The sequence below is a fragment of the Agrobacterium sp. InxBP2 genome (genome assembly GCF_026191755.1).
Taxonomy (GTDB): Bacteria; Pseudomonadota; Alphaproteobacteria; order Rhizobiales; family Rhizobiaceae; genus Agrobacterium; species Agrobacterium pusense.
Genome location: NZ_JAINDY010000027.1, coordinates 265,074 through 288,532, shown reverse-complemented (window position 1 = coordinate 288,532; position 23,459 = coordinate 265,074). Strand labels below are relative to the sequence as shown.

Here is a 23,459-nt window from a genome sequence, read left to right as displayed (position 1 = left end):
TTAAGAGAAAGACTTGGCGAAACTATCAAGAGCGCCCTTGAGCTTGCCCTTGGTATCGTCGCTGATAGCCTTTTCCGTGCGGATGGTGTCGAGGATCGCCTTGCCTTCCGACCGGAGGTAGGAGAGCAGACCCTGCTCGAACTTGCCGACCTGTGCGACCGGAACCTTGTCGAGGTAACCGTTGACGCCGGCGAAGATCACCGCAACCTGTTCTTCCGTCTTGAGCGGCGAGAACTGCGGCTGCTTCAGAAGTTCGGTCAGGCGTGCACCGCGGTTCAGCAGGCGCTGCGTCGAGGCATCGAGGTCCGAACCGAACTGGGCGAAGGCGGCCATTTCGCGATACTGGGCGAGTTCACCCTTGATCGAGCCGGCAACCTGCTTCATCGCCTTGATCTGGGCGGCAGAGCCAACGCGGGAAACCGACAGACCGACGTTAACAGCCGGACGGATACCCTGATAGAACAGGTCGGTTTCAAGGAAGATCTGGCCGTCGGTGATCGAGATCACGTTGGTCGGAATAAAGGCCGAAACGTCGTTACCCTGGGTTTCGATGACAGGCAGAGCTGTCAGCGAGCCGGCGCCCATTTCGTCGGAGAGCTTTGCAGCGCGCTCGAGAAGACGGGAGTGGAGGTAGAAAACGTCGCCCGGATAAGCTTCGCGGCCCGGAGGACGGCGCAGCAGAAGCGACATCTGACGGTAAGCAACGGCCTGCTTGGAAAGGTCGTCGTAACCGATGAGGGCGTGCTTGCCGTTGTCGCGGAAGTATTCGCCCATGGCGCAACCGGCAAACGGTGCCAGGTACTGCATCGGAGCCGGATCGGAAGCGGTCGCAGCAACGATGATCGAGTACTGCAGCGCGCCGCGCTCTTCCAGAACCTTCACGAACTGGGCGACGGTCGAACGCTTCTGACCGATAGCGACGTAGACGCAATAAAGCTTGTCGCCGTCAGGACCATTGTCGTGAATGGCCTTCTGGTTCAGGATCGTGTCGAGAATGATTGCGGTCTTGCCGGTCTGGCGGTCGCCGATGACAAGCTCGCGCTGGCCGCGACCAACCGGGATGAGCGCATCGATGGCCTTGAGGCCGGTCGACATCGGCTCGTGAACCGACTTGCGCGGAATAATGCCGGGAGCCTTGACGTCAACGCGCGAACGCTTGGCGGCGTTGATCGGGCCCTTGCCGTCGATCGGGTTACCGAGCGCGTCAACGACGCGGCCCAGCAGTTCCGGACCAACGGGAACGTCAACGATAGCGCCAGTCCGCTTTACGGTGTCGCCTTCCTTGATGTCACGGTCGGAACCGAAGATAACCACACCGACATTGTCGGCTTCGAGGTTGAGCGCCATGCCGCGGATGCCGCCCGGAAACTCGACCATTTCACCAGCCTGAACATTGTCGAGACCGTAAACGCGAGCAATACCGTCACCGACGGAAAGCACCTGGCCGACTTCCGAGACTTCCGCCTCGTTGCCGAAATTTTTGATTTGATCTTTCAGAATTGCGGAAATTTCCGCGGCGCGGATATCCATCAGCCAACCTCTTTCAGTGCAAGCTTAAGGGTGGAAAGTTTGGTGCGAAGAGACGTATCGATCTGGCGGGAGCCGACCTTGACGATCAGACCACCGAGGATCGAGGGATCGACGGTAACGGAAACCGCCACATCCTTGCCGGTAACGCTCTTCAGCGCCGCCTTCAGTTCAGTTTCCTGCGCCTCGTCGAGCGCATGTGCCGAGGTGACCTCGGCGGTAATTTCGCCGCGGTGGGCGGCAGCAATGGTGCGGTAGGCGCGGATCATGCCGGGAACGGCGAAGAGACGGCGGTTATTCGCAACAACCTTGAGGAAATTCAGCGCAAGACCGGTGATGCCGGCCTTTTCGCAGATAGCGGTGATTGCCTTGAACTGGTCCTCGGCGGAGAACACCGGGCTCGCAACCAGACGCTTCAAATCGTCACTTTCGTCGAGAAGTGCGCCAAACTTGTCCAGTTCGGCCTGAACCGCTTCGACCGTACCCGCTTCCAAAGCAAGCTCGAAAAGCGACGACGCATACCTTTCCGCTACACCGGATGTTCCCTGGGAGGTCTCTGCCACGGGCACTTTTTCCCTGCTAATCGTCCAAGACCATCAGCGATGGGGCTCCACCGCATCAAATTCTTGAAATCGTTTCAATTTCCCCGAAAAAGACCGGAATTCCCCCCTGCCTTTTCCCAATTTCGCGGTCCGTCTAGCATAGGATGCCGGGACTCGCAACACGCGTAATAGCGGAAAGCGCCGTTTGGGCAAGGGGGAATGCGTTAAATTTTCCGATTTCGCTCAGGATGCGGTGCCTGTGCGGCACAAAAGGCAAAAACCCGGCTTCACACCAGCCCGAACACGTAGCTCAACGAGAGTGCGGCGAGCAGAAAGTGCACAACCAGAAGTAAGAGATTCCGCATGCTTGCGCCACCATCCGAGAGGATGGAGAGTATCCCGCCGAACACGCTGAGGCCGAATGCCGCACCGAAGGCGAGATAGACCATGGGCTGAGCGAGAAGCAGGGCGGCGGCGCCGAGGCCCAGATAAAAGCCGGCAAGCGACGAGCGCACCAGCGCATAGCCATCCCGGCGTTCGCCGGCGGGCAGCAGACCGAAAGCGCGAAGCGTCAAGCCGGGTGCGAACATGAAAAACAGCCCGATGATGGCTGATACCACCGCCGCGCCGAAGGCCAATTGTTCGCCGAACTCGGTCGGAAAATAAAACTCCATATCGTTCCCCAAATCATTCTGTTTCCCGCTGGCCTTATGACACGGTCATGACAGCAGGAAAAAGCCCTTCTTTGCTAAAGTTCAAAGGAAACTTTGCGGATCGATATCCAGCTGAACATGCACGCTGCCGCGCTCTTTAGGGCCATTTGCCAGAAGCGTTCGCAGGAACGATTGCATGTCGGAGTTGCGTCGCCCGTGCACCAGCAACCGGAAGCGATGGCGGCCGCGGATGAGCGCGAGCGGCGCTTCCGCCGGGCCAAGCAGCATGATGCCGGTTACCTGCGGGGCCGCAGCCCGCAATCCACGCGCATGTGTCTCCGCCTCTGCGCGCGTATCGGCTGAGACGATGATCGAGGCAAGCCGTCCGAAGGGCGGCAGGACAGCCTTTTCGCGCTCCACGATTTCCCTCTCGTAAAAAGCCGAGGCGTCACCGGAGACGATCGCCTGCATAACCGGATGCTGCGGCTGATAGGTCTGGAGCAGGCCATGACTCTTGCGCCCCGTCCGTCCGGCGCGACCCGTCACCTGCGAAAGCAGCTGGAAGGTTCGCTCCGCCGCACGCGGGTCGCCATTGGCCAGGCCGAGATCGGCATCGACGATGCCAACGAGCGTCATCAGCGGGAAATTATGCCCCTTGGCGACGAGCTGCGTGCCGATGACGATATCCGCCTCGCCTTTGACGATCGCCTCCAGCTCCAACCGCAACCGCTTGACGCCCATGAGATCGGAAGAGAGCACGATGGTGCGGGCATCGGGGAAATGTTTCTCCACCTCTTCGGCGATGCGCTCAACCCCCGGCCCGCAGGCCACGAGATGATCGAAGGTGCCGCATTCCGGGCAATGGTCGGGCGTCGGCTCATTATGGCCGCACTGATGGCACTGCAACTGATTGCGGAAACGATGCTCCACCAGCCAGCTGGAACATTGTGGGCACTGAAAACGATGGCCGCAGACGCGGCACAGCGTCAGCGGCGCATAACCGCGTCGATTAAGGAACAGCAGCGCCTGCTCGCCCTTCTCGATGGTCTTGCCGATTCCGCGCAGCAGGACAGGTGACAGAAACCCTCCCCGCTCTGGCGGGTGACGGCGCATATCGACAAGATGCAGATCGGGCATTGCCGCATCGCCGAAACGCGTATGCAGGTGAATGGTGTTGTAACGCCCCGAACTGCCGTTCACCTGGCTTTCCACCGAAGGCGTGGCCGAAACCAGCACGACGGGGAATTCGGCGATACGCGCCCTCACCACCGCCATGTCGCGGGCATTATAGAAGACACGATCTTCCTGCTTGTAAGCGGGGTCGTGCTCTTCATCGACAATGATGAGACCAAGATTGTCGAACGGCAGGAAAAGCGCCGAACGTGCCCCAGCCACCACCTTCACCTCGCCGGTCACCGCCTGCCGCCAGACCTTTTCGCGCATCCGCGGCGACAGGTCCGAATGCCATTCGGCCGGTTTCGCGCCGAAACGATCCTGGAAACGCTCCAGAAACGCCGCCGTCAACGCGATTTCGGGCAGCAGGATGAGGACCTGCTTGCCTTGCCTGAGCGTCTCGGCCACGGCCTCGAAATAGACCTCGGTCTTGCCGGAGCCGGTCACGCCATCGATGAGCGAGACGTGAAAACCGCCCTTGCGCACATCCTCGAGAATCTCCGATGCCGCCTGTCTCTGCGGGCCTTCCAGACGCGGCTCGACATAATCGGGGTCAGGCTCGGGCACCACTGGCGGCGCGGGCAGGAATATCGTCTCGAACACGCCCTGTTTGACAAGCCCGTCGATGACGCTTGTCGAAACACCTGCAGCGTGGGCAAGCCCGCTCTTCGTCCAGCCGTGCCCTTCGGCCGCCAGCTCCATCACCCGTTCGCGGGCGGGAGTCAGGCGCTCCGGCCTACCTTCGGTCAGCCGCAGCCCCTCGATCATCGGTTCGGGATCGAAAGCGGCGGGCGCACGCAACGCCATGCGTGCCACGAGGCCGGGCGGAGAAAGCGTATAGGCGGCGACCCAGTCCACGAAGCGGCGCATTTCCGTCTTCATGGGCGGGCACTCGAAACTCTTGGTAATGGGCCGCAACTTCTTCGGATCGACAGCTTTCTCTCCGGTTTCGTCCCACACCACGCCGAACACCTGCCGGGGGCCAAGCGGCACCTGAACGACGGAACCAGTTTCCACCACCATATCTTCAGGCACGGCGTAGCTATAGGGCCCGGGCGCCGGCATGGGCACAAGAACGGGCACCGTGCGCGTGGGCGACGGCGGGTCGAACAGAGCCCCAAACAGATCGGACGAATCTTTTGCCATGATGTGGCGACCATGCCCCGGCGACAGGAAAAAGGAAACCGCCCGGATGTAGTGGCCGCGTCCCGCAAAGTCCACCTCTTAACCAAATGCTGACCATAAGCGCATAGTTTCGAATTGTGGAATGGAGCGCCGCGTGACCGAAATCCTGACATTTGCCGAACCCGACCTGCTCGCCGAGCGCCAAGCCTGGCTGACGGCGCTTGCAGGCGAGCGCCGCCTCTCCGACAACACCGTCGAGGCCTATGAGCGCGATACGCGTCAGTTCCTGACGTTCCTGACCGGCTACATCGGCAAACCAGCCTCCATAAGCGATATTGCCGATCTGCGCCCCGTTGATCTTCGCGCCTTTCTGGCCAATAGACGCAAGGAGGGCGCCGGCGCGCGGTCGCTTGGGCGGCATCTGGCGGGCCTGCGCTCGCTACTGCACCACCTGCAGAAAAAGGGACTCGTCAATGCGGCCGGCGCCACCGCAATGCGCGCGCCAAAACAGCCGAAATCGCTGCCGAAGCCGCTGACCGACCGTCAGGCGCTGAAGATCACCACGGCCGAGGCACAGTTGAACGAAGAACCCTGGATTGCCGCCCGCAACGCTGCGGTCATGTCGCTGCTTTACGGCTGTGGCCTGCGCATTTCCGAGGCACTGGGTCTTACTCCCGCCGATTTCCCACCCGGCGTGCGCAGCCTGCGCATCACCGGCAAGGGCAACAAGACGCGGATCGTGCCGCTGCTCGCAGTGGTGACGGAAGCGGTCGATACATACAAAAAGCTCTGCCCCTATGCCATGTCGGCGGACGAACCGATGTTCCTCGGGGCACGCGGCGGCAAGCTTCAGCCTGCCATCATCCAGCGTGAAATGCAGAAGCTGCGCGGCGCTTTCGGCCTGCCGGAAAACGCCACCCCGCATGCGTTGCGCCATTCCTTCGCCACCCATCTTCTGGCCGGCGGTGGGGATCTGCGCACCATTCAGGAACTGCTGGGCCATGCCAGCCTCTCCACCACACAGGTCTATACCGGCGTCGATACGGCGAGACTGTTGGAGATCTACGACAACGCTCACCCACGCGCATGATGCAGGAAATGGTTAACCATAGGCATTAACCAGACGTCCAAACCCCCGTTCTATAAGCGAAAAAGAACCGGATTGGACCGATGCACAGCCTGATAAAGCCTCAAAATCTCACCGCCACCCTGATGGGCAAGACCGGCGACGCGCTGCTCTGGCTGCTGGCCGCCCTGCATGTCACCGCCGTTGCCATCCTGCTCATGACCTTGCTGTCACTCAGTGAAGCGGAAGCCGCCGAGCAGACGATCACCTGCGCGGGCAGCGACATTCTCGTTGACATGCGCAAGACCGATCCTGAAGCCTTCGCCAAGATCGAACAGGAAGCGGCAGCGATCCCGAACGGCAAGGGCAATTTCTGGCGCATCGAAAAGACAGGTACGGCCCCATCCTATCTTCTCGGCACCATGCATGTGACCGATCCGCGCGTTCTGGAGATGCCGGCCGCCGCCAGCCCCGCCTTTGAGAAGGCAGCGACTGTCATCGTGGAATCGGACGAGATCCTTGATGACAAGAAAATAGCGGCATCCCTGCTGGGCAAGCCCGAACTCACCATGTTTCTGGACGGAAAATCGATCACCGACATCCTGCCGCCCGACAATGTCGCGCGCCTCGAAAAGGGCCTGAAGGAGCGCGGCATTCCACTCAATGCCGTGTCGCGCATGAAGCCCTGGATGCTCTCGAGCTTCGTTGCCCTTCCCGCCTGCGAGTTTGCCCGCAAGGCAACGGGCCTTTCCTTTCTCGACAAGAAGCTTGCCGAAGATGCGGTTGCGAACGGAAAGCGCCTCGTCGGGCTGGAGACAATGGTCGAACAACTGACCGCCATGTCCGAACTGCCGATGGAATTTCATCTGCAGGCGCTTATCGAAACGCTTGAGCTTGGCGACCGCATGGATGACGTGATGACGACCATGACCGATCTTTACGTCGCGGGCGACATCGGCATGACCATGCCGATGCTGAAAAGTCTGGATCCCAAGAAGGCCGCCGACAACGATAAGGGCTACGCCGCTTTCGAACAGCGCATCATCACCGATCGCAACCATGTGATGGCGGACCGCTCCACCAATGAGCTTGCCAAGGGTAATGTCTTCATGGCCGTCGGCGCGCTGCACCTGGCGGGCGAAGGAGGCCTCGTGGAACTGCTGCGCGCGAAAGGCTTCACGCTGACGCGGGTTGAGTGACCGGAACAGTTCCTGTTTCGACGGGCCGGATAGAGGCGCAGAACGGTCGCATCGTCGCAGGCACGATACGGCGGTGAAACGGACCAACGAGAAGAAGATAAAACCGACCGAACAGGTTCTTGCGCCTGACGATGGTGGTGACGCTCGCCAGCTGGCGGTCTGCCGCATCTTCGAGATCGATGACGATGCGAAAATCGAGGTGGCGGTCATCAAAGCCGAGGACTGTTCGCTCTGGCGTCGAGGTGATGACCGGGAACCCGCCCGCAGAACTGCCCGCCGCCAGCTCGACCGTTTTTAAACCGACCATCGAAACGATACCGTTTCGAAGCGACATGAGGCCGCTGATCCACGTCGGAGGATGCTCCAGAAAAAGCCTGCTCACATCGAGCGATGACGTTACCGGTGTTGTCAATTCACCCTGAAAGCAATCGTACCAATCGGCACCTGGCAATATATCTTCAATATTTGGCATCTTTGATCCCCAGCCGCTCCTTTGCAGCAAGGGAAACATGCCGTTTTTACGCGGCAGGGGGAACGTGACAAACCGCCGCTCAGCCGTGTGTCATGCGCCGGAGGAGATTGGTGCGCCAATAGAACTGATGAACAAGGACAGCCGCGACATGGCCCGCGATCAAAACCCACATCAGCACCTTAAACGGGCCGGAGTGTAGCTCCCCTGCCGCGCTCACCCCAAAGTAATAGGCGGCGATGCCGGAGAGTGGCAGGATGAAGAACAGCGCGTAAAGCGTAAAATGCGCCACCTTGGCGGCAATCTGCGCGACACGCGGCTCCTCAGGCGGATGTGGCGGAACGCCCTGGATCAGCCGCAGACAGAAGCGCAGTACCGCAAGAAACAGCACGGCGAAGCCGACATAGGCATGGATATTGGCAGAAGAAATCTGATCTGGCGTCAGTGTTTCACCCCGCCGCATCAGCCGGTAGGCATGGGCCATGGCATCGGGAAACAAGAGGTTGAAGAAAATCAGAAGCGCCATTGTCCAATGGATGACACGCTGCGGAATGGAGAAGGAAACTTGAGTGGAATGCGCCATTTTATTGCCTTTTATCAGAAGGTTAGACAGGCTTTAGCGCGAGTATGAGAAACCCCGGCCTGCATGGCAAGCCGGGGTTCAGCAGATGACGGAAATTTAATATTCGAGCGTCGGGCTCAAACGCCGATCACATGTGGATCGGCTTGAAGAACGTTGCCAGCGCCGCTTCCTTCACGGCTTCCGACATGGTCGGGTGCGCATGGCAGGTGCGGCCGAGATCTTCCGAGGAACCGCCAAATTCCATCAGTACGGTGATCTCGTGGATCATTTCGCCAGCGCCGAAGCCGACAATGTGACCGCCGAGAACCCGGTCGGTTTCCTTGTCGGCAAGGATCTTCACGAAACCATCCGTCACCTGCATGGCGCGGGCGCGGCCATTGGCGGTGAAGGGGAACTTGCCAACCTTGTAAGCGACGCCGGCGGCCTTGAGTTCCTCTTCGGTCTTGCCGACGGAAGCCACTTCCGGCTGCGTGTAAACGACTGCCGGAATGACGTCGTAATTCACGTGACCGCGCTGGCCGGCAAGGATTTCCGCAAGCGCAACACCCTCGTCTTCCGCTTTGTGCGCCAGCATCGGGCCCTTCACCACGTCGCCGATCGCATAGATGCCATCGACATTGGTCTTGTAGTGGCCGTCGATTTCAACGCGGCCACGGCTGTCGAGCACGACACCAGCTTCGGCAAGGCCGAGACCTTCGGTGTAGGGCTTGCGGCCGGTGGAGATCAGCACGACGTTTGCTTCCAGCGTTTCGGCAGCGCCGCCCTTGACCGGCTCGAACACGACCTTGGCGCCGGCAGCGGTTTTTTCAACAGCCGTTACCTTTGCGCCGAGCTTGAAATCGAGGCCCTGCTTGGCGAGCAGACGCTGCGCCTGCTTGGAAACTTCGGCATCCATGCCGCCGAGAATGTTGTCGAGATATTCGACGACGGTAACCTTGGCGCCGAGACGCGACCAGACCGAACCGAGTTCAAGGCCGATGACGCCGCCGCCGACAACGATCAGCTTTTCCGGAACCTTGGAGAGAGCGATTGCGCCGGTGGAGGACACGATGACGCTTTCATCGATATCAACCTGAACACCCGGAATGCCGGCAACGTCAGAACCCGTGGCAATGACGATATTCTTTGCTTCGATTTCCTGTGTCTCGCCCTTGTCGTTGGTGACGGAAACCTTGCCGGCCGACACAACCTTGCCGGTGCCCTGGAAAGCATCGATCTTGTTCTTCTTGAACAGGAAGGAAACGCCATCGACATTGGCCTTCACCACGCCGTCCTTGTGACCCATCATCTTTTCAAGGTTCAGCTTGGGCGCTGGAACTTCGATGCCGAGCGAGTCGACACCATGGGCAACATGCGCGAAGGTTTCGGACGCGTGCAGCAGCGCCTTGGAGGGAATGCAGCCGACATTGAGGCAGGTGCCGCCATAGGTCGCGCGCTTTTCGATGACAGCGACCTTGAGGCCCAGCTGCGCCGCCTTGACCGCGCAAACATAACCGCCGGGGCCGGTGCCGATTACAACTACATCATATGCCATGTTCTGGTTCCTGCTTTATAGGGGCAAGATATCGGATCATTGCCCAGCTTCCATTTGACCTGAAACTCAGGCCGCTTTTTCCGTTGCGAGTTTTATACCGAGGGCGATGAAAACCACCCCGCTGGTGCGGTCGATCCATTGGCTGGCGCGCTGAAACGCGGCGCGCATCCGTGGTGTCGTCATGAACAGGCTGACGCCAACGAACCAAAGGATGAGGCAGCTTGCCATGACGAAACCGTATCCGAATTTGACGGCCACCGGCGTGTGGGCGTGAACCACCGTCGAAAATATCGACAGGAAGAAAAACACCGGCTTGGGATTGAGCGCATTGGCGGCGAAACCGAGCGTGAAAGCCTTGAGCGCCGTCTGGCTGCTTTTCGTCTGAACGCCTTCAGCTTCAGCGGCGGGCAATTCGGTCTTGCCGGCGCGCAACGCCTTGATCCCGATATAAATCAGATAAGCAACGCCGAGCCATTTGACGATGTTGAAGAGATAGATCGACTGGGAAATGATGAGGCCAAGGCCGAGGATCGTATAGGTGACGTGGAACATTAGCGATGTTCCCACGCCGAAGCTGGTGATGATGGCCTGCTTGCGTCCGTGTACCATCGCCTGGCGCATGACCATGGCGAGATCGGCGCCAGGCGACACGATCGCGAAGGAGAAAATCGCCATCAGGGATGCAAGTTCGATGAGATATTGATGCATCGTAAAGCAGCCTTCAGAACATCAGCACGACAAACATGAGCGCCAGCCCGAGCATCGACCCCAGCCAGACGAAAGACCGTATATAGGGGATGCCCGCCAGATAGAGCGGAATGTAGATCACCCGGCAGATCAGCCAGATCCAGGCGCCAGTGAGCGCCAGACCGGCAGGATCACCCGCCATGATGACCCCGAAAGCGAGCGCCAGAAAAGCCGGATATGTTTCCCGGAAATTCGCAGACGCGCGTGAGGCACGGCCGGAAAGCCTGCCCTTCGGCTCTCGGCTGCCATCCCTCGGGCCGGCATTCCATTCAAGCCCGAATTCCTTGGTCGCCGTCATCCCCTGCAACATGACGTGCACGACGAGGAGAAGAACGCTCAGACCGACAAGCGGCAAAAAAGGCGAAGCGGCTAGAAATGTCGGCTGCACGTCTGCTCTCCCTGTTAGTCTTTCAGCGGGGCTTCACTTGAAGCCCCGCTGAAACGAAAAGCAAGAGCGATTAGAGATCAAGAACCAGACGTTCCGGATCCTCGAGGCTTTCCTTGACGCGAACGAGGAAGGTCACGGCTTCCTTGCCGTCAACGATACGGTGATCGTAGGAGAGTGCAAGATACATCATCGGACGGATGACGACCTGACCGCCGATGGCGACCGGACGCTCCTGGATCTTGTGCATGCCGAGAATGCCCGACTGCGGTGCATTGAGGATGGGCGAAGACATCAGCGAACCGTAGACACCGCCATTGGTGATGGTGAAGGTGCCGCCCTGCATGTCTGCCATGCCGAGCGAACCGTCGCGCGCTGCCTTGGCGAGGCGACCGAGTTCCTTTTCGACGCCAGCGATGGAAAGCTGGTCGGCATCGCGGATGACGGGAACGACAAGACCCTTGTCCGTGCCGACAGCCATGCCGACGTGACAATAGTTCTTGTAGATGATGTCAGTGCCGTCGATTTCGGCGTTGACGGCAGGCAGTTCCTTCAGCGCGTGGGTCACGGCCTTAGTGAAGAAGCCCATGAAGCCGAGCTTGACGCCATGCTTTTTCTCGAACACGTCCTTGTAACGGTTACGCAGGTCCATAACCGCGCTCATGTCCACTTCGTTGTAAGTGGTGAGCATGGCGGCGGTGTTCTGCGCGTCCTTGAGGCGCTTGGCGATGGTCTGACGCAGGCGCGTCATCTTCACACGCTCTTCGCGAACCTGATCCTGTTCGGCGGAAACCGGACGCGGTGCAGCAGCAGGAGCCGGAGCGGCCGGAGCCGAAACGCCCTTGGCGACAGCAGCGAGCACATCGCCCTTGAGCACCTGGCCACGCTTGCCGGAACCGTCGACCTGATCGGCAGACAAGTTGTTTTCAGCAAGCAGCTTGCCAGCGGCAGGTGCCGGCGGCATGGCGCTGGCGGCGGAAGCAGCGGGGGCCGGAGCGGCGGCCGCGGCAGCAGCAGGCTTTGCCGGTTCGGCAGCCGGTGCGGAGGTCGCAGCGCCGGCAGCACCTTCGGCGATCTGGCCGAGAAGCGCGTCGAGCCCAACGGTCTCGCCGTTCTGCGCAACGATTTCAGTCAGAACGCCAGAGGCAGGCGCCGGGACTTCGACGGTAACCTTGTCGGTTTCCAGTTCAACCAGAGGTTCGTCGGCCTTGACGGTGTCGCCGACCTTCTTGAACCAGGTGCCGACGGTCGCTTCGCTGACGGATTCGCCGAGGGTTGGTACGCGGATTTCAGTGGCCATGATCTAGTTCCGTTATTCAGGTGTCTTTTTTTGCGGGGCGGTGCGGGAGAGTTCTCACTCTCCCAGCGCGTCTTCCAGGAACGCAGCAAGCTGCGCCAGATGCTTGGACATCAGGCCGGTCGCCGGAGAGGCGGCAGCCGGACGGCCCGTGTAACGGACCTTCTGGTACTTGGCGTCGATATGCGCCAGGACCCATTCCAGGTAAGGGTCGATAAACGACCACGCACCCATGTTCTTCGGCTCTTCCTGGCACCAGACCATCTCCGCATTGCGGAAGCGCGACAGCTCGTTGATGAGCGCCTTGGCCGGGAACGGATAGAGCTGTTCGATACGCAGCAGATAGATATCGTCGATGCCGCGCTTCTCACGTTCTTCCAGCAGATCATAATAGACCTTGCCCGTGCACATGACGACACGGCGGATTTTCGAATCCTTCTGCAGCTTGATCGGGCCGTCCTTGATGACTTCAGCATCGTCCCACAGGAGACGGTGGAAGGAGGACTCGCCTGCAAGCTCGGCCAGCGAAGAGGTGGCGCGCTTGTGACGCAGCAGCGACTTCGGCGTCATCAGGATCAGCGGCTTGCGGAAGTCGCGCTTCACCTGGCGGCGCAGGATGTGGAAATAGTTTGCCGGCGTCGTGCAGTTGGCAACCTGCATGTTGTCTTCCGCGCACATCTGCAGCCAGCGCTCCAGACGGGCGGACGAATGTTCCGGACCCTGGCCTTCGTAACCATGCGGCAGAAGGCAGACCAGACCGGACATGCGCAGCCACTTGCGTTCACCCGACGAGATGAACTGGTCGAACACCACCTGTGCGCCGTTGGCGAAGTCGCCGAACTGGGCTTCCCAGAGCGTCAGCGCATTCGGACGGGCGAGCGAGTAACCATATTCGAAACCAAGCACGGCTTCTTCCGAAAGCATCGAGTTGATGACTTCGTAACGGGCCTGCGTCGGCGCGAGGTTTGCGAGCGGGATGTAACGCTCTTCAGTTTCCTGATCGTAGAGAACCGAATGGCGCTGCGAGAAGGTGCCGCGTTCGCAATCCTGACCGGAGAGGCGGATCTTGTGGCCTTCGACGGCGAGCGAACCGAAAGCAAGCGCTTCCGCCATCGCCCAATCGATGCCTTCGCCGGTTTCGACCATTTGCGAGCGGTTTTCCATGAAACGCTGGATCGTTCGGTGGGCGTTGAAACCCTCGGGAATGGTCGACAGTTTCTTGCCGATTTCCTTCAGCTGCTTCATCGGCACGCCGGTCTTGCCGCGACGCTGCTCATCCGCATTGTCGGCGGCACGCAGGCCGGACCACTGACCGTCCAGCCAGTCGGCCTTGTTCGGCTTGTAGGACTGCCCCGCCTCGAATTCCTGCTCGAGATGGGCGCGCCAGTCGGCCTTCATCTTTTCGAATTCGCCTTCGCTGAGCAGGCCTTCGGCGATCAGACGGTCGGCATAGATGCGCGCGACGGTCTTGTGGCCGCGGATGACCTTGTACATCTTCGGCTGCGTGAACGCCGGCTCATCGCCTTCGTTGTGGCCGAAGCGGCGGTAGCAGAACATGTCCACGACGACGGGCTTGTGGAACTTCATGCGGTATTCGGTGGCAACCTTGGCCGCATAGGTCACAGCTTCCGGATCGTCACCGTTGACGTGGAAGATCGGCGCTTCGATCATCTTGGCGACGTCGGACGGATAGGGCGACGAACGGGAGAAGGCCGGGTTCGTCGTAAAGCCGATCTGGTTGTTGATGATGAAGTGCATGGTACCGGCAACGCGGTGACCGCGCAGGCCGGAGAGGCCGAGAATTTCAGCAACCACGCCCTGGCCCGCAAAAGCGGCATCGCCGTGCAGAAGCAGCGGCAGAACCTTGGCGCGCTCGGAAAGCGGAATGACATCGCCTTCCCACACCTTGGCCAGCTGGTCCTGCTTGGCACGGGCCTTGCCCATGACGACAGGGTTGACGATTTCAAGATGCGACGGGTTGGCCGTCAGCGACAGGTGCACCTTGTTGCCGTCGAACTCGCGGTCCGAGGAGGCACCGAGGTGATACTTCACGTCACCCGAACCTTCGACGTCGTCTGGCTTGAACGAACCACCCTTGAACTCGTGGAATACGGCGCGGTGCGGCTTGCCCATGACGTTGGTCAGAACGTTCAGGCGGCCGCGGTGGGCCATGCCGAGAACGACTTCTTCGAGACCTTCCTGGCCGCCGCGCTTGATGATCTGCTCGAGCGCCGGGATCAGCGATTCACCGCCATCGAGGCCGAAACGCTTGGTGCCCTTGAAGCGCACGTCGAGGAACTGCTCATAACCTTCGGCTTCGACCAGCTTTGACAGAATGGCCTTCTTGCCTTCGGCCGTGAAAGCAACGCCCTTGTCCGGACCTTCGATGCGCTCCTGAATCCAGGCCTTCTCTTCCGGGCTGGACATGTGCATGAATTCGACGCCGATAGTGGAGCAATAGGTGCGCTCCAGGATATCGATCATCTCGCGCACGGTCGCATATTCGAGGCCGAGCACGTTATCGATGAAAATCTTGCGGTCGTAATCGCTTTCTTCAAAGCCGTAGGACTTCGGCGAAAGCTCGTTATAGTCCTCGACGGCAACGGCAATACCGAGCGGATCGAGCTTTGCATGCAGGTGGCCGCGCATGCGGTAGGCGCGGATCATCATGATGGCGCGAACGCTGTCACGGGTCGCCTGCAGCACTTCGGCTTCGCTGACCGGCTTGCCGGTATCGGCGCTCTTGGCCTCAGCCTTTGCCTGAACCTTCTTTTCGATGGCCTTTTCGACCGTGGCCCAGTTGCCATCAAGTGCGGAAACCAGGTCGCCATTTGCCGGGATCGGCCAGTTGGCACGCTTCCAGGAGGCGCCCTTGGCCGCCTTCTTCACATCTTCCGGATTATCGGACAGTGCCTTGAAGAAGCTCTGCCACTCCGGCGACACGGAAGAGGGGTCCTCTTCGTACCGGGCATAGAGCTGCTCGATATAGGCTGCATTCGCGCCGTCCAGAAACGACGTGATCTGAAACTGCTCGTTCGCTTCTTGCCTTGCCATTGTGTTCTTGCGGACTTGTCCGTCCGCCTCCTCGATGCCGTTAGGGCCGTTCGACCGGCCTGCCGCTTTGATTATTGCTGTCTGCCGCCGGGGCGGTATGCCGTCTGTTTGTCTTCTTGCGGCATCGGGCAGCGCGAGCTTGAAGCCGCGCCGCCCGTTACCGGTTTCATGTGGTCTCAGCCCTTGAGGACTTCAACCAGCGTCTTGCCGAGGCGCGCCGGGGAAGGCGAAACCTTGATGCCCGCTGCTTCCATGGCAGCGATCTTGGATTCCGCATCGCCCTTGCCGCCGGAAACGACAGCACCGGCGTGGCCCATGGTGCGGCCCTTCGGAGCCGTACGACCCGCGATGAAGCCGGCCATCGGCTTCTTGCGGCCCTTCTTGGCTTCGTCGATCAGGAACTGCGCCGCATCTTCTTCAGCCGAACCGCCAATTTCGCCGATCATGATGATCGACTGCGTGGCGTCGTCAGCGAGGAACATTTCCAAGACGTCGATGAACTCGGTGCCCTTGACCGGGTCGCCGCCGATGCCGACAGCCGTCGTCTGGCCGAGGCCTTCGTTGGACGTCTGGAACACGGCTTCATAGGTCAGCGTGCCGGAGCGCGATACGATACCGACCGAACCCTTGCGGAAAATGGAGCCCGGCATGATGCCGATCTTGCATTCTTCCGGCGTCAGGATGCCGGGGCAGTTCGGGCCGAGCAGGCGGGACTTCGAACGGTCGAGGCGAGCCTTGACGCGGACCATGTCCATGACCGGGATGCCTTCGGTGATGCAGGTGATGAACGGAATTTCCGCATCGATGGCTTCGATGATCGCGTCTGCTGCACCTGCCGGCGGAACATAGATCACGGATGCATCTGCACCGGTCTTTTCCTTGGCTTCGGCAACCGTTGCGAAGATCGGCAGGGTTTCGCCCTTGGAACCGGTCCAGGTTTCGCCACCCTTCTTCGGATGAATGCCGCCGACCATCTGCGTGCCGTAATAGGCAAGCGCCTGTTCGGTGTGGAAGGTACCGGTCTTGCCGGTCAGACCCTGAACGAGGATCTTGGTGTCTTTATTAACGAGAATAGACATTATTTCCGGTCCCTCAATTAGCCGTTGATCGCCGCGACGATCTTCTTGGCTGCGTCGTCCAGATCGTCAGCAGCCGTAATCGCAAGGCCCGATTCGTTCAGAAGCTTCTTGCCAAGTTCGACATTGGTGCCTTCAAGGCGAACAACGAGCGGAACCTGCAGACCGACTTCCTTCACCGCGGCGATAACGCCCTCGGCGATAACGTCGCACTTCATGATGCCACCGAAGATGTTGACGAGGATGCCCTCGACCTTCGGGTCGGCAGTGATGATCTTGAAAGCTGCCGCAACCTTCTCCTTGCCGGCGCCGCCGCCGACGTCGCAGAAGTTTGCCGGCTCCTTGCCGTAAAGCTTGATGATGTCCATGGTGGCCATCGCAAGACCTGCGCCGTTGACCATGCAGCCGATATTGCCGTCGAGGGCGACGTAAGCGAGGTCCCACTTGGAGGCTTCGATTTCCTTGGCGTCTTCTTCGGTCTCGTCGCGCAGCGCCTTGACGTCGTCATGGCGGAACATGGCGTTGCCGTCGAAGGAAACCTTGGCGTCGAGAACGCGCAGATGGCCATTTTCCATGACGATCAGCGGGTTGATCTCGAGGAGAGCCATGTCCTTCTCGCTGAAGGCCTTGTAAAGGATCGGGAAGAGCGACTTGGCATCTTCGGCTGCAACGCCGTCAAGCTCAAGCGCCTTGGAGATCGCAGCAACGTCGGCATCGGAAACGCCCTTTTCAGGGTTGATGGCGATGGTGTGGATCTTTTCAGGCGTGTCGTGGGCGACGGCTTCGATGTCCATGCCGCCTTCAGTGGAAACCACGAAGGCAACCTGGCCGACCGAACGGTCTACCAACAGCGAGCAATAGAGTTCGCGAGCGATATCAGCGCCGTCTTCGATATAGAGACGGTTGACCTGCTTGCCGGCATCGCCCGTCTGCGCCGTTACCAGCGTGTTGCCGAGCATGTCCTTGGCGTGGGAAACGACTTCTTCAATGGACTTGGCCAGACGAACGCCGCCCTTGGCGTCCGGGCCGAGTTCCTTGAACTTGCCCTTGCCGCGGCCGCCAGCATGGATCTGGCTCTTGACGACATAGAGCGGGCCCGGAAGCTGCTTTGCGGCAGCTTCAGCTTCTTCGACCTTGAGAATGGCAACGCCTTCAGCAACCGGCGCGCCGTAGCCCTTCAGAAGAGCCTTGGCCTGATATTCGTGAATATTCATGGAATAATCCCTGTTTGGAACCGCTTGAAGTTGTTACTTCAGCGACGGAGCGATGTTGATGCAGGCTTCGCAGAGACCAGCGACAGCGCCGACGGACTTCTGGAAGGCAGCCTCTTCTTCCTTGTTGAGTTCGATCTCGATGATGCGCTCGATACCGCCTGCACCGATGATGGTGGGAACGCCGACATACATGTCGTCTACGCCATACTGGCCCGAAAGGTGGGCAGCGGCGGGCAGAACGCGCTTCTTGTCCTTGAGGTAGGATTCAGCCATCTCGATTGCCGAGGCAGCCGGGGCGTAATAGGCCGAGCCGGTCTTCAAGAGACCAACGATTTCGGCGCCGCCGTCACGGGTGCGCTGGATGATCTCTTCGAGACGCTCGGCGGTCAGCCAGCCCATCTTTACGAGATCGGTCAGCGGAACGCCGGCAACGGTGGAGTAACGGGCGAGCGGCACCATGGTGTCGCCGTGGCCGCCGAGAACGAAGGCGGTGACGTCTTCAACCGAAACGTTGAACTCTTCGGCGAGGAAGAGGCGGAAACGCGCGCTGTCGAGAACGCCGGCCATGCCGACGACCTTGTTCTTCGGCAGGCCGGAGAACTTCTGCAGCGCCCAGACCATGGCGTCGAGCGGATTGGTGATGCAAATGACGAAAGCGTTCGGCGCGTATTTTTTAATGCCGGCGCCGACCTGTTCCATGACCTTGAGGTTGATGCCGAGAAGATCGTCGCGGCTCATGCCGGGCTTGCGGGCAACACCAGCGGTGACGATGCACACGTCAGCGCCTTCGATGGCAGCGTAATCGGATGCGCCGGTGAGCTTTGCATTGAAGCCTTCAACCGGGCCGGACTGGGCAATATCCAGGCCCTTGCCCTGCGGGATGCCGTCAGCAATATCGAAGAGGACGATATCGCCCAGTTCCTTCAGGCTGGCCAGATGCGCCAGCGTGCCGCCGATCATGCCAGAACCAATAAGTGCAATCTTTTTGCGAGCCATCGAATGCTTCCTCTTGAGCTTCAATTCAATTTCACCGCGCCAAACCGGCAGCCAAATTGTCGCACTCCGATTAGACCCATTGGCCAAAATAGGCAACAGATTCTTTTCTGCTGAGTATTTTCAATCGTTTAGATCAATATTTTCTTACGTAAACGTAAGAAAATGCGTCACGAAAGTGTCAAACTTTCTGCCGTTTTTCTTGATGAAGCGCCAGATAATCGGCGCTACGCATTTCAAACAGACGCGAGGCGGTGCGATCGAACTCGAAACCTTCCGTTCCCTTGCGTTTGCCGAGCAGATCTTCCGGCATCGCTGCCGCCGATGCGAACAGCCTGACGCTGTGATCATAAAGCGCGTCGATGAGGATGATGAAACGCTTGGTTTCGTTCCGTTTGTCCGCGTTCAAAAATGGAATGTGGTCGATGAAGACCGTGTCGAAACGATTGGCGATGGCAAGGAAGTCGGAAGCCCCGAGCGGCCTCTCGCAAAGGTCGGAAAAGGAAAAACGCGCCACACGGCCGCTGGCGCGCGGCACCAGGATGGAACGACCCTTCATGGGTATCTCGGTTGGCGCAACAAGGTGCCCGCCGGTCATGTGCCGCCACGCCATATCCATCGCCTGATCGGCCGCGCCATCAAGCGGCGTCACATAGACCGGCAGGCTTTCCAGCTTCTCCATCCGATAATCGGTGGGACTGTCCAGCGTCACCACCTCCACATGCTTCTTCAGCAGCTCGACAAAGGGCAGGAACAGGCCGCGATTGAGACCATCCTTGTAGAGATTGTCCGGAACGACATTGGAGGTCGTCACCAACGTGCAGCCATTGGCGAAGAGCTCGCTGAATAGCCGCGCGAGGATCATCGCATCAGCAATATCCGTCACGGTGAATTCATCGAAACACAGGAGTTCGGCCTCCGCCAGAAGCTGGGCGGCGACAGGCGGAATCGGATCGGCCTGTTTGGTCTCGCCATTCTTCAGCTTCTGCCGGTGCGCATGCACACGATTATGCACATCCGCCATGAATTCATGAAAATGGCAACGCCGCTTGGAAGAAACGGGCGCCATTTCGTAAAACATGTCCATCAGCATCGTCTTGCCGCGGCCGACACTGCCATAGACATAAAGCCCTTTCACCGTCGTTGCTGGACCGGCCTTGCGTGCGAACATCCAGCCGAGCGCGCTCTTCTTCTTGGCAGGCTTGCGGGCCTTCAGATCGGCGAGAATTCTGTCGAGATGGGCCGCCACACCAAGCTGGGCGGCATCGGCCTGCAAGGTGCCAGCTGCCGTCAATGCGTTGAGCTGTTCAACGACACTATGATTGTAATCAGGCAATGGCTTCATGAAAAGACGCCCCGGTCGCGGATGCAGCACGGAACCCGCGACGAATGGAATGGCTTAGAGCAGAATGAACGTTCCGGCTGCACCGGAACGACTCATCGGCTGAGGCTGAGCGGCTGCCCGCTATTGGTCGTGCCGTCGAAGCGTGCGTCTGCGCTCTTGTAGACGCGGCCGATAGTGTCACCCGAGCGATTCTTGAAGACGACCATCTTGCCGGATACTTCCCAGGACCCCATCGCCGTCAGCTCGCCGGAGCAACCACGCGTGCCGCCACGCGATCCGCTGCCCAGGTTGGTGAGCGTCAGGAACATATCGCAATTGGCCCCGCCATTAGAAACGCGCCAGTTGCCGACCATGGATTCCTTGGTCACGTCGAGAGCTGTTGCCGGTGGAGCAGCGGATGCAACATTGGTGCCGCCGGGTGTCGCCGAAGCAGGCGCCGACGGGAACTGGCTGCCATTGGCACCACCGGGCGGCGGCAGGGCGCCAGACTGAACGGAGGGCACCGGCTGCGCCTGCAGGGGCGGCGTATAACCGGGATTGTTGCTGGCGTTATTGTTGTAATCGTAGGAGGTACGTTGGCAACCGGCAAGGCTCATCACAACCGCAAGGCCCGTCACCACATATCTGAATTGCATATCAAGCTCCCGATTCTCTCGCTTCCGGAAAGACGATGATCAAACAAGAAGGCTGAATTATTACCAAAGCCTTATCTTGCACAAGCGATGGCCGGGATAATTACCATTTCGGTCAATTTTTACCGAATTTTCCCACGCCGGGTTGAAAAAAGGGCCACGGTCGAGACCGCGGCCCGATAAATCTCTGTGGTCGGCGATTCGTCCTCAGACGCGGCGCTCAACCATCATCTTCTTGATTTCCGCAATCGCCTTGGCCGGGTTCAAGCCCTTCGGGCAAGCCTGCGCGCAGTTCATGATCGTATGGCAGCGATAGAGACGGAACGGGTCCTCGAGATTGTCGAGACGCTCGCCGGTCGCCTCATCGCGGCTGTCGATCAGCCAGCGATAGGCCTGCAACAGAACGGCCGGACCCAGATAACGGTCGCCATTCCACCAGTAGCTGGGACAGGACGTGGAGCAGCAGGCGCAGAGAATGCACTCATAAAGACCGTCCAGCTTCAGGCGATCCTCATGGCTCTGCTTCCATTCCTTGGCGGGTGTGGGCGAAACCGTCTTCAGCCAGGGCTCGATCGAGCGGTGCTGGGCGTAGAAGTTCGACAGGTCAGGAACAAGGTCCTTCACGACAGGCATATGCGGCAGCGGATAAACCTTCACCGTGCCGTTGATCTCGTCCATGCCCTTGGTGCAGGCGAGCGTATTGGTGCCGTCGATGTTCATCGCGCAGGAACCGCAGATGCCTTCGCGGCAGGAGCGGCGTAGCGTCAGCGTCGGGTCGATGTTGTTCTTGATGTAAAGAAGCGCATCGAGAACCATCGGTCCGCAATCATCGACATCAATATAGAAAGTGTCGATGCGCGGGTTCTGGCCGTCATCCGGGTTCCAGCGATAGACGCGGTATTCGCGCACATTCTTGGCACCATCCGGCTTCGGCCAGACTTTGCCTTCGTTGATCTGGGAATTCTTGGGGAGAGCAAGTTCAACCATATCCAGTTCCTCAAATCAGTAGACACGCGCCTTCGGCTCGATCTTTTTCGGATCGATGCCGTCGGCGATCAGGTCGGTGTGAACCGGGCGATAGTCGAGCTTCACGTCGCCTTCGGGGCTGACCCAGGCAAGCGTATGCTTGCGCCAGTTCACGTCGTCGCGACCACCGAACGGACCGTCGACGAAATCCTCGCGGGCATGCGAACCGCGGCTTTCCTTGCGCGCTTCCGCGCCGTAGACCGTGGTGATGGCATTGGCCATGAGGTTATGCAACTCGAGCGTTTCGACCAGGTCGGAATTCCAGACCATCGAACGGTCGGTGACCTTGACGTCGGGCAGTTCCTTCCAGATCGCCGAGAGACGGCGGCAGCCGCTTTCGAGCGATTCCTGTGTGCGGAACACTGCCGCGTCGTCCTGCATGGCGCGCTGCATCTTATCACGCAGCACCGCCGTTGGCGTCGAGCCATTGGCATAACGTAGGCTGTCAAAGCGTTCCATGATCCTGTCGCAGGCAGCCGTATCGAGAGCGGGAATCGCCTCGTCACGGTTGATGACCTGAGCGGCGCGGATGGCGGCGGCACGACCGAAGACCACAAGGTCGATCAGCGAGTTGGAGCCAAGACGGTTGGCGCCGTGAACCGAGGCGCAACCGGCTTCGCCGACCGCCATCAGGCCGGGCGCGATGCGTTCCGGGTTGTTGGCATCGGCATTCAGCACTTCACCCCAATAGTTGGTCGGAATGCCGCCCATGTTGTAGTGAACCGTCGGCAGGACCGGGATCGGCTCGCGGGTCACGTCAACGCCGGCGAAGATCTTCGCGCTTTCGGAAATACCCGGAAGACGCTCATGCAGGATCGCAGGATCGAGATGATCGAGATGCAGGAAGATGTGGTCCTTGTTCTTGCCGACGCCGCGGCCTTCACGGATTTCCATCGTCATGCAGCGGGAGACAACGTCACGCGAGGCAAGGTCCTTTGCCGAAGGTGCATAACGCTCCATGAAGCGTTCGCCTTCGGAGTTGACGAGATAGCCGCCTTCGCCGCGCGCGCCTTCGGTGATGAGGCAGCCCGCGCCATAAATACCGGTCGGGTGGAACTGCACGAATTCCATGTCCTGAAGCGGCAGGCCCGCACGGGCGATCATGCCGCCGCCGTCGCCGGTGCAGGTGTGGGCAGACGTCGCCGAGAAATAGGCGCGGCCGTAACCGCCGGTCGCCAGAACGACCATCTTGGCAGCGAAGCGGTGGATCGTGCCGTCATCGAGGTTCCAGGCAACGACGCCGGTGCAGCGGCCATCCGGCGCCATGATGAGGTCGAGCGCGAAATATTCGATGAAGAATTCCGCATTGTTGCGCAGCGACTGGCCATAAAGCGTGTGCAGAATGGCGTGACCGGTACGGTCGGCGGCGGCACAGGTGCGCTGCACCGGTGGGCCTTCGCCGTAATTCTGCATGTGGCCGCCGAAGGGGCGCTGGTAGATCTTGCCTTCTTCGTTACGCGAGAAAGGCACGCCGTAATGCTCCAGCTCATAGACCGCCTTCGGCGCTTCCATGGCGAGATATTGCATCGCGTCGACATCGCCCAGCCAGTCGGAGCCCTTTACGGTGTCGTAAAGGTGCCACTGCCAACAGTCGGGCGTCATATTGGTGAGCGATGCGGCGATGCCGCCCTGCGCTGCGACGGTGTGGGAGCGCGTGGGGAAAACCTTGGTGATGCAGGCGGTCTTGAAACCCTGTTCGGCCATGCCGAGTGTAGCGCGCAGACCGGCGCCGCCGGCGCCCACCACGATCACGTCATAGGAGTGATCGACATAGGTGTAGGCCTTGCCATTCTGGGAAGGTGAACTGATCGAAGCCATG

At 59.8% G+C, this 23,459-nt stretch carries 20 protein-coding genes; 2 read left to right on the top strand and 18 right to left on the bottom strand.

What is annotated here, in order from left to right; all coding sequences use genetic code 11:
- The 4 genes from atpA to K7A42_RS10985 all read right to left on the bottom strand — a co-directional run bounded on the left by atpA (window position 1) and on the right by K7A42_RS10985 (window position 5,041).
- Complete coding sequence (atpA, locus tag K7A42_RS11000) at window positions 1-1,530, bottom strand: F0F1 ATP synthase subunit alpha (protein WP_004443771.1); 1,530 nt, start codon at window positions 1,528-1,530, stop codon at window positions 1-3.
- Window positions 1,530-2,096, bottom strand: a complete 567-nt coding sequence (locus K7A42_RS10995) for a F0F1 ATP synthase subunit delta (protein WP_004443773.1) — start codon at window positions 2,094-2,096, stop codon at window positions 1,530-1,532. Before K7A42_RS10995 ends, atpA begins: the two co-directional genes overlap by 1 nt.
- A 260-nt stretch (window positions 2,097-2,356) precedes the next feature.
- Window positions 2,357-2,743: a phage infection protein gene (locus tag K7A42_RS10990; RefSeq protein WP_035210277.1), complete on the bottom strand. Its 387-nt coding sequence runs from the start codon at window positions 2,741-2,743 to the stop codon at window positions 2,357-2,359.
- Between the two features lie 81 nt (window positions 2,744-2,824).
- Complete coding sequence (locus tag K7A42_RS10985) at window positions 2,825-5,041, bottom strand: primosomal protein N' (protein ID WP_022556933.1); 2,217 nt, start codon at window positions 5,039-5,041, stop codon at window positions 2,825-2,827.
- Between the two features lie 121 nt (window positions 5,042-5,162).
- Here K7A42_RS10985 and K7A42_RS10980 point away from each other — a divergent pair, with 121 nt between their 5' ends.
- Complete coding sequence (locus K7A42_RS10980; RefSeq protein ID WP_282455154.1) at window positions 5,163-6,110, top strand: tyrosine recombinase XerC; 948 nt, start codon at window positions 5,163-5,165, stop codon at window positions 6,108-6,110.
- Window positions 6,111-6,190: 80 nt separating this feature from the next.
- The gene (locus tag K7A42_RS10975; RefSeq protein WP_282455153.1) at window positions 6,191-7,285 is read left to right on the top strand and encodes a TraB/GumN family protein; all 1,095 of its coding nucleotides are present in this window, start codon (window positions 6,191-6,193) and stop codon (window positions 7,283-7,285) included.
- Here K7A42_RS10975 and K7A42_RS10970 read toward each other — a convergent pair.
- The 14 genes from K7A42_RS10970 to sdhA all read right to left on the bottom strand — a co-directional run bounded on the left by K7A42_RS10970 (window position 7,263) and on the right by sdhA (window position 23,458).
- Window positions 7,263-7,757: a DUF2867 domain-containing protein gene (locus K7A42_RS10970; protein WP_282455152.1), complete on the bottom strand. Its 495-nt coding sequence runs from the start codon at window positions 7,755-7,757 to the stop codon at window positions 7,263-7,265. The genes K7A42_RS10975 and K7A42_RS10970 overlap by 23 nt on opposite strands.
- A gap of 79 nt (window positions 7,758-7,836) precedes the next feature.
- Window positions 7,837-8,337 (bottom strand): cytochrome b, encoded by a 501-nt coding sequence (locus tag K7A42_RS10965; RefSeq protein WP_113382044.1) that lies wholly within the window; start codon window positions 8,335-8,337, stop codon window positions 7,837-7,839.
- A gap of 127 nt (window positions 8,338-8,464) precedes the next feature.
- Window positions 8,465-9,871, bottom strand: coding sequence for a dihydrolipoyl dehydrogenase (gene lpdA, locus K7A42_RS10960; protein WP_282455151.1), 1,407 nt, complete (start codon window positions 9,869-9,871; stop codon window positions 8,465-8,467).
- Between the two features lie 66 nt (window positions 9,872-9,937).
- Window positions 9,938-10,579 (bottom strand): LysE family translocator, encoded by a 642-nt coding sequence (locus K7A42_RS10955; RefSeq protein ID WP_282455150.1) that lies wholly within the window; start codon window positions 10,577-10,579, stop codon window positions 9,938-9,940.
- Between the two features lie 13 nt (window positions 10,580-10,592).
- Window positions 10,593-11,006, bottom strand: coding sequence for an MAPEG family protein (locus K7A42_RS10950; protein WP_022556939.1), 414 nt, complete (start codon window positions 11,004-11,006; stop codon window positions 10,593-10,595).
- A 70-nt stretch (window positions 11,007-11,076) separates the two neighbouring features.
- Window positions 11,077-12,303: a 2-oxoglutarate dehydrogenase complex dihydrolipoyllysine-residue succinyltransferase gene (gene odhB, locus K7A42_RS10945; RefSeq protein ID WP_022556940.1), complete on the bottom strand. Its 1,227-nt coding sequence runs from the start codon at window positions 12,301-12,303 to the stop codon at window positions 11,077-11,079.
- A 54-nt stretch (window positions 12,304-12,357) separates the two neighbouring features.
- Complete coding sequence (locus K7A42_RS10940; RefSeq protein ID WP_004443801.1) at window positions 12,358-15,354, bottom strand: 2-oxoglutarate dehydrogenase E1 component; 2,997 nt, start codon at window positions 15,352-15,354, stop codon at window positions 12,358-12,360.
- Between the two features lie 176 nt (window positions 15,355-15,530).
- Window positions 15,531-16,433: a succinate--CoA ligase subunit alpha gene (sucD, locus tag K7A42_RS10935; protein ID WP_006698231.1), complete on the bottom strand. Its 903-nt coding sequence runs from the start codon at window positions 16,431-16,433 to the stop codon at window positions 15,531-15,533.
- 17 nt (window positions 16,434-16,450) lie between these two features.
- The gene (sucC, locus tag K7A42_RS10930) at window positions 16,451-17,644 is read right to left on the bottom strand and encodes an ADP-forming succinate--CoA ligase subunit beta (protein WP_004443803.1); all 1,194 of its coding nucleotides are present in this window, start codon (window positions 17,642-17,644) and stop codon (window positions 16,451-16,453) included.
- A 33-nt stretch (window positions 17,645-17,677) separates the two neighbouring features.
- A complete protein-coding gene (gene mdh / locus K7A42_RS10925) occupies window positions 17,678-18,640 on the bottom strand; it encodes a malate dehydrogenase (RefSeq protein WP_004443804.1) in 963 nt (320 codons plus the stop codon).
- A gap of 178 nt (window positions 18,641-18,818) precedes the next feature.
- Window positions 18,819-19,982, bottom strand: a complete 1,164-nt coding sequence (zapE, locus tag K7A42_RS10920; RefSeq protein ID WP_035207915.1) for a cell division protein ZapE — start codon at window positions 19,980-19,982, stop codon at window positions 18,819-18,821.
- A 92-nt stretch (window positions 19,983-20,074) separates the two neighbouring features.
- A complete protein-coding gene (locus tag K7A42_RS10915) occupies window positions 20,075-20,617 on the bottom strand; it encodes a protease inhibitor Inh/omp19 family protein (protein WP_004443808.1) in 543 nt (180 codons plus the stop codon).
- Window positions 20,618-20,821: 204 nt separating this feature from the next.
- Window positions 20,822-21,601, bottom strand: coding sequence for a succinate dehydrogenase iron-sulfur subunit (locus tag K7A42_RS10910; RefSeq protein ID WP_004443810.1), 780 nt, complete (start codon window positions 21,599-21,601; stop codon window positions 20,822-20,824).
- 15 nt (window positions 21,602-21,616) lie between these two features.
- A complete protein-coding gene (gene sdhA, locus K7A42_RS10905) occupies window positions 21,617-23,458 on the bottom strand; it encodes a succinate dehydrogenase flavoprotein subunit (RefSeq protein WP_004443812.1) in 1,842 nt (613 codons plus the stop codon).
- Between the last annotated feature and the right edge of the window lies 1 nt (window position 23,459).

Bases quoted from the DNA above. Each gene is read 5' to 3' on its own strand.
- atpA (WP_004443771.1), bottom strand. From the start codon at position 1,530: ATGGATATCCGCGCCGCGGAAATTTCCGCAATTCTGAAAGATCAAATC.
- K7A42_RS10990 (WP_035210277.1), bottom strand. From the start codon at position 2,743: ATGGAGTTTTATTTTCCGACCGAGTTCGGCGAACAATTGGCCTTCGGC.
- K7A42_RS10985 (WP_022556933.1), bottom strand. From the start codon at position 5,041: ATGGCAAAAGATTCGTCCGATCTGTTTGGGGCTCTGTTCGACCCGCCG.
- K7A42_RS10980 (WP_282455154.1), top strand. From the start codon at position 5,163: ATGGAGCGCCGCGTGACCGAAATCCTGACATTTGCCGAACCCGACCTG.
- K7A42_RS10975 (WP_282455153.1), top strand. From the start codon at position 6,191: ATGCACAGCCTGATAAAGCCTCAAAATCTCACCGCCACCCTGATGGGC.
- K7A42_RS10970 (WP_282455152.1), bottom strand. From the start codon at position 7,757: ATGCCAAATATTGAAGATATATTGCCAGGTGCCGATTGGTACGATTGC.
- K7A42_RS10965 (WP_113382044.1), bottom strand. From the start codon at position 8,337: ATGGCGCATTCCACTCAAGTTTCCTTCTCCATTCCGCAGCGTGTCATC.
- lpdA (WP_282455151.1), bottom strand. From the start codon at position 9,871: ATGGCATATGATGTAGTTGTAATCGGCACCGGCCCCGGCGGTTATGTT.
- K7A42_RS10955 (WP_282455150.1), bottom strand. From the start codon at position 10,579: ATGCATCAATATCTCATCGAACTTGCATCCCTGATGGCGATTTTCTCC.
- odhB (WP_022556940.1), bottom strand. From the start codon at position 12,303: ATGGCCACTGAAATCCGCGTACCAACCCTCGGCGAATCCGTCAGCGAA.
- K7A42_RS10940 (WP_004443801.1), bottom strand. From the start codon at position 15,354: ATGGCAAGGCAAGAAGCGAACGAGCAGTTTCAGATCACGTCGTTTCTG.
- sucD (WP_006698231.1), bottom strand. From the start codon at position 16,433: ATGTCTATTCTCGTTAATAAAGACACCAAGATCCTCGTTCAGGGTCTG.
- sucC (WP_004443803.1), bottom strand. From the start codon at position 17,644: ATGAATATTCACGAATATCAGGCCAAGGCTCTTCTGAAGGGCTACGGC.
- mdh (WP_004443804.1), bottom strand. From the start codon at position 18,640: ATGGCTCGCAAAAAGATTGCACTTATTGGTTCTGGCATGATCGGCGGC.
- zapE (WP_035207915.1), bottom strand. From the start codon at position 19,982: ATGAAGCCATTGCCTGATTACAATCATAGTGTCGTTGAACAGCTCAAC.
- K7A42_RS10915 (WP_004443808.1), bottom strand. From the start codon at position 20,617: ATGCAATTCAGATATGTGGTGACGGGCCTTGCGGTTGTGATGAGCCTT.
- K7A42_RS10910 (WP_004443810.1), bottom strand. From the start codon at position 21,601: ATGGTTGAACTTGCTCTCCCCAAGAATTCCCAGATCAACGAAGGCAAA.
- sdhA (WP_004443812.1), bottom strand. From the start codon at position 23,458: ATGGCTTCGATCAGTTCACCTTCCCAGAATGGCAAGGCCTACACCTAT.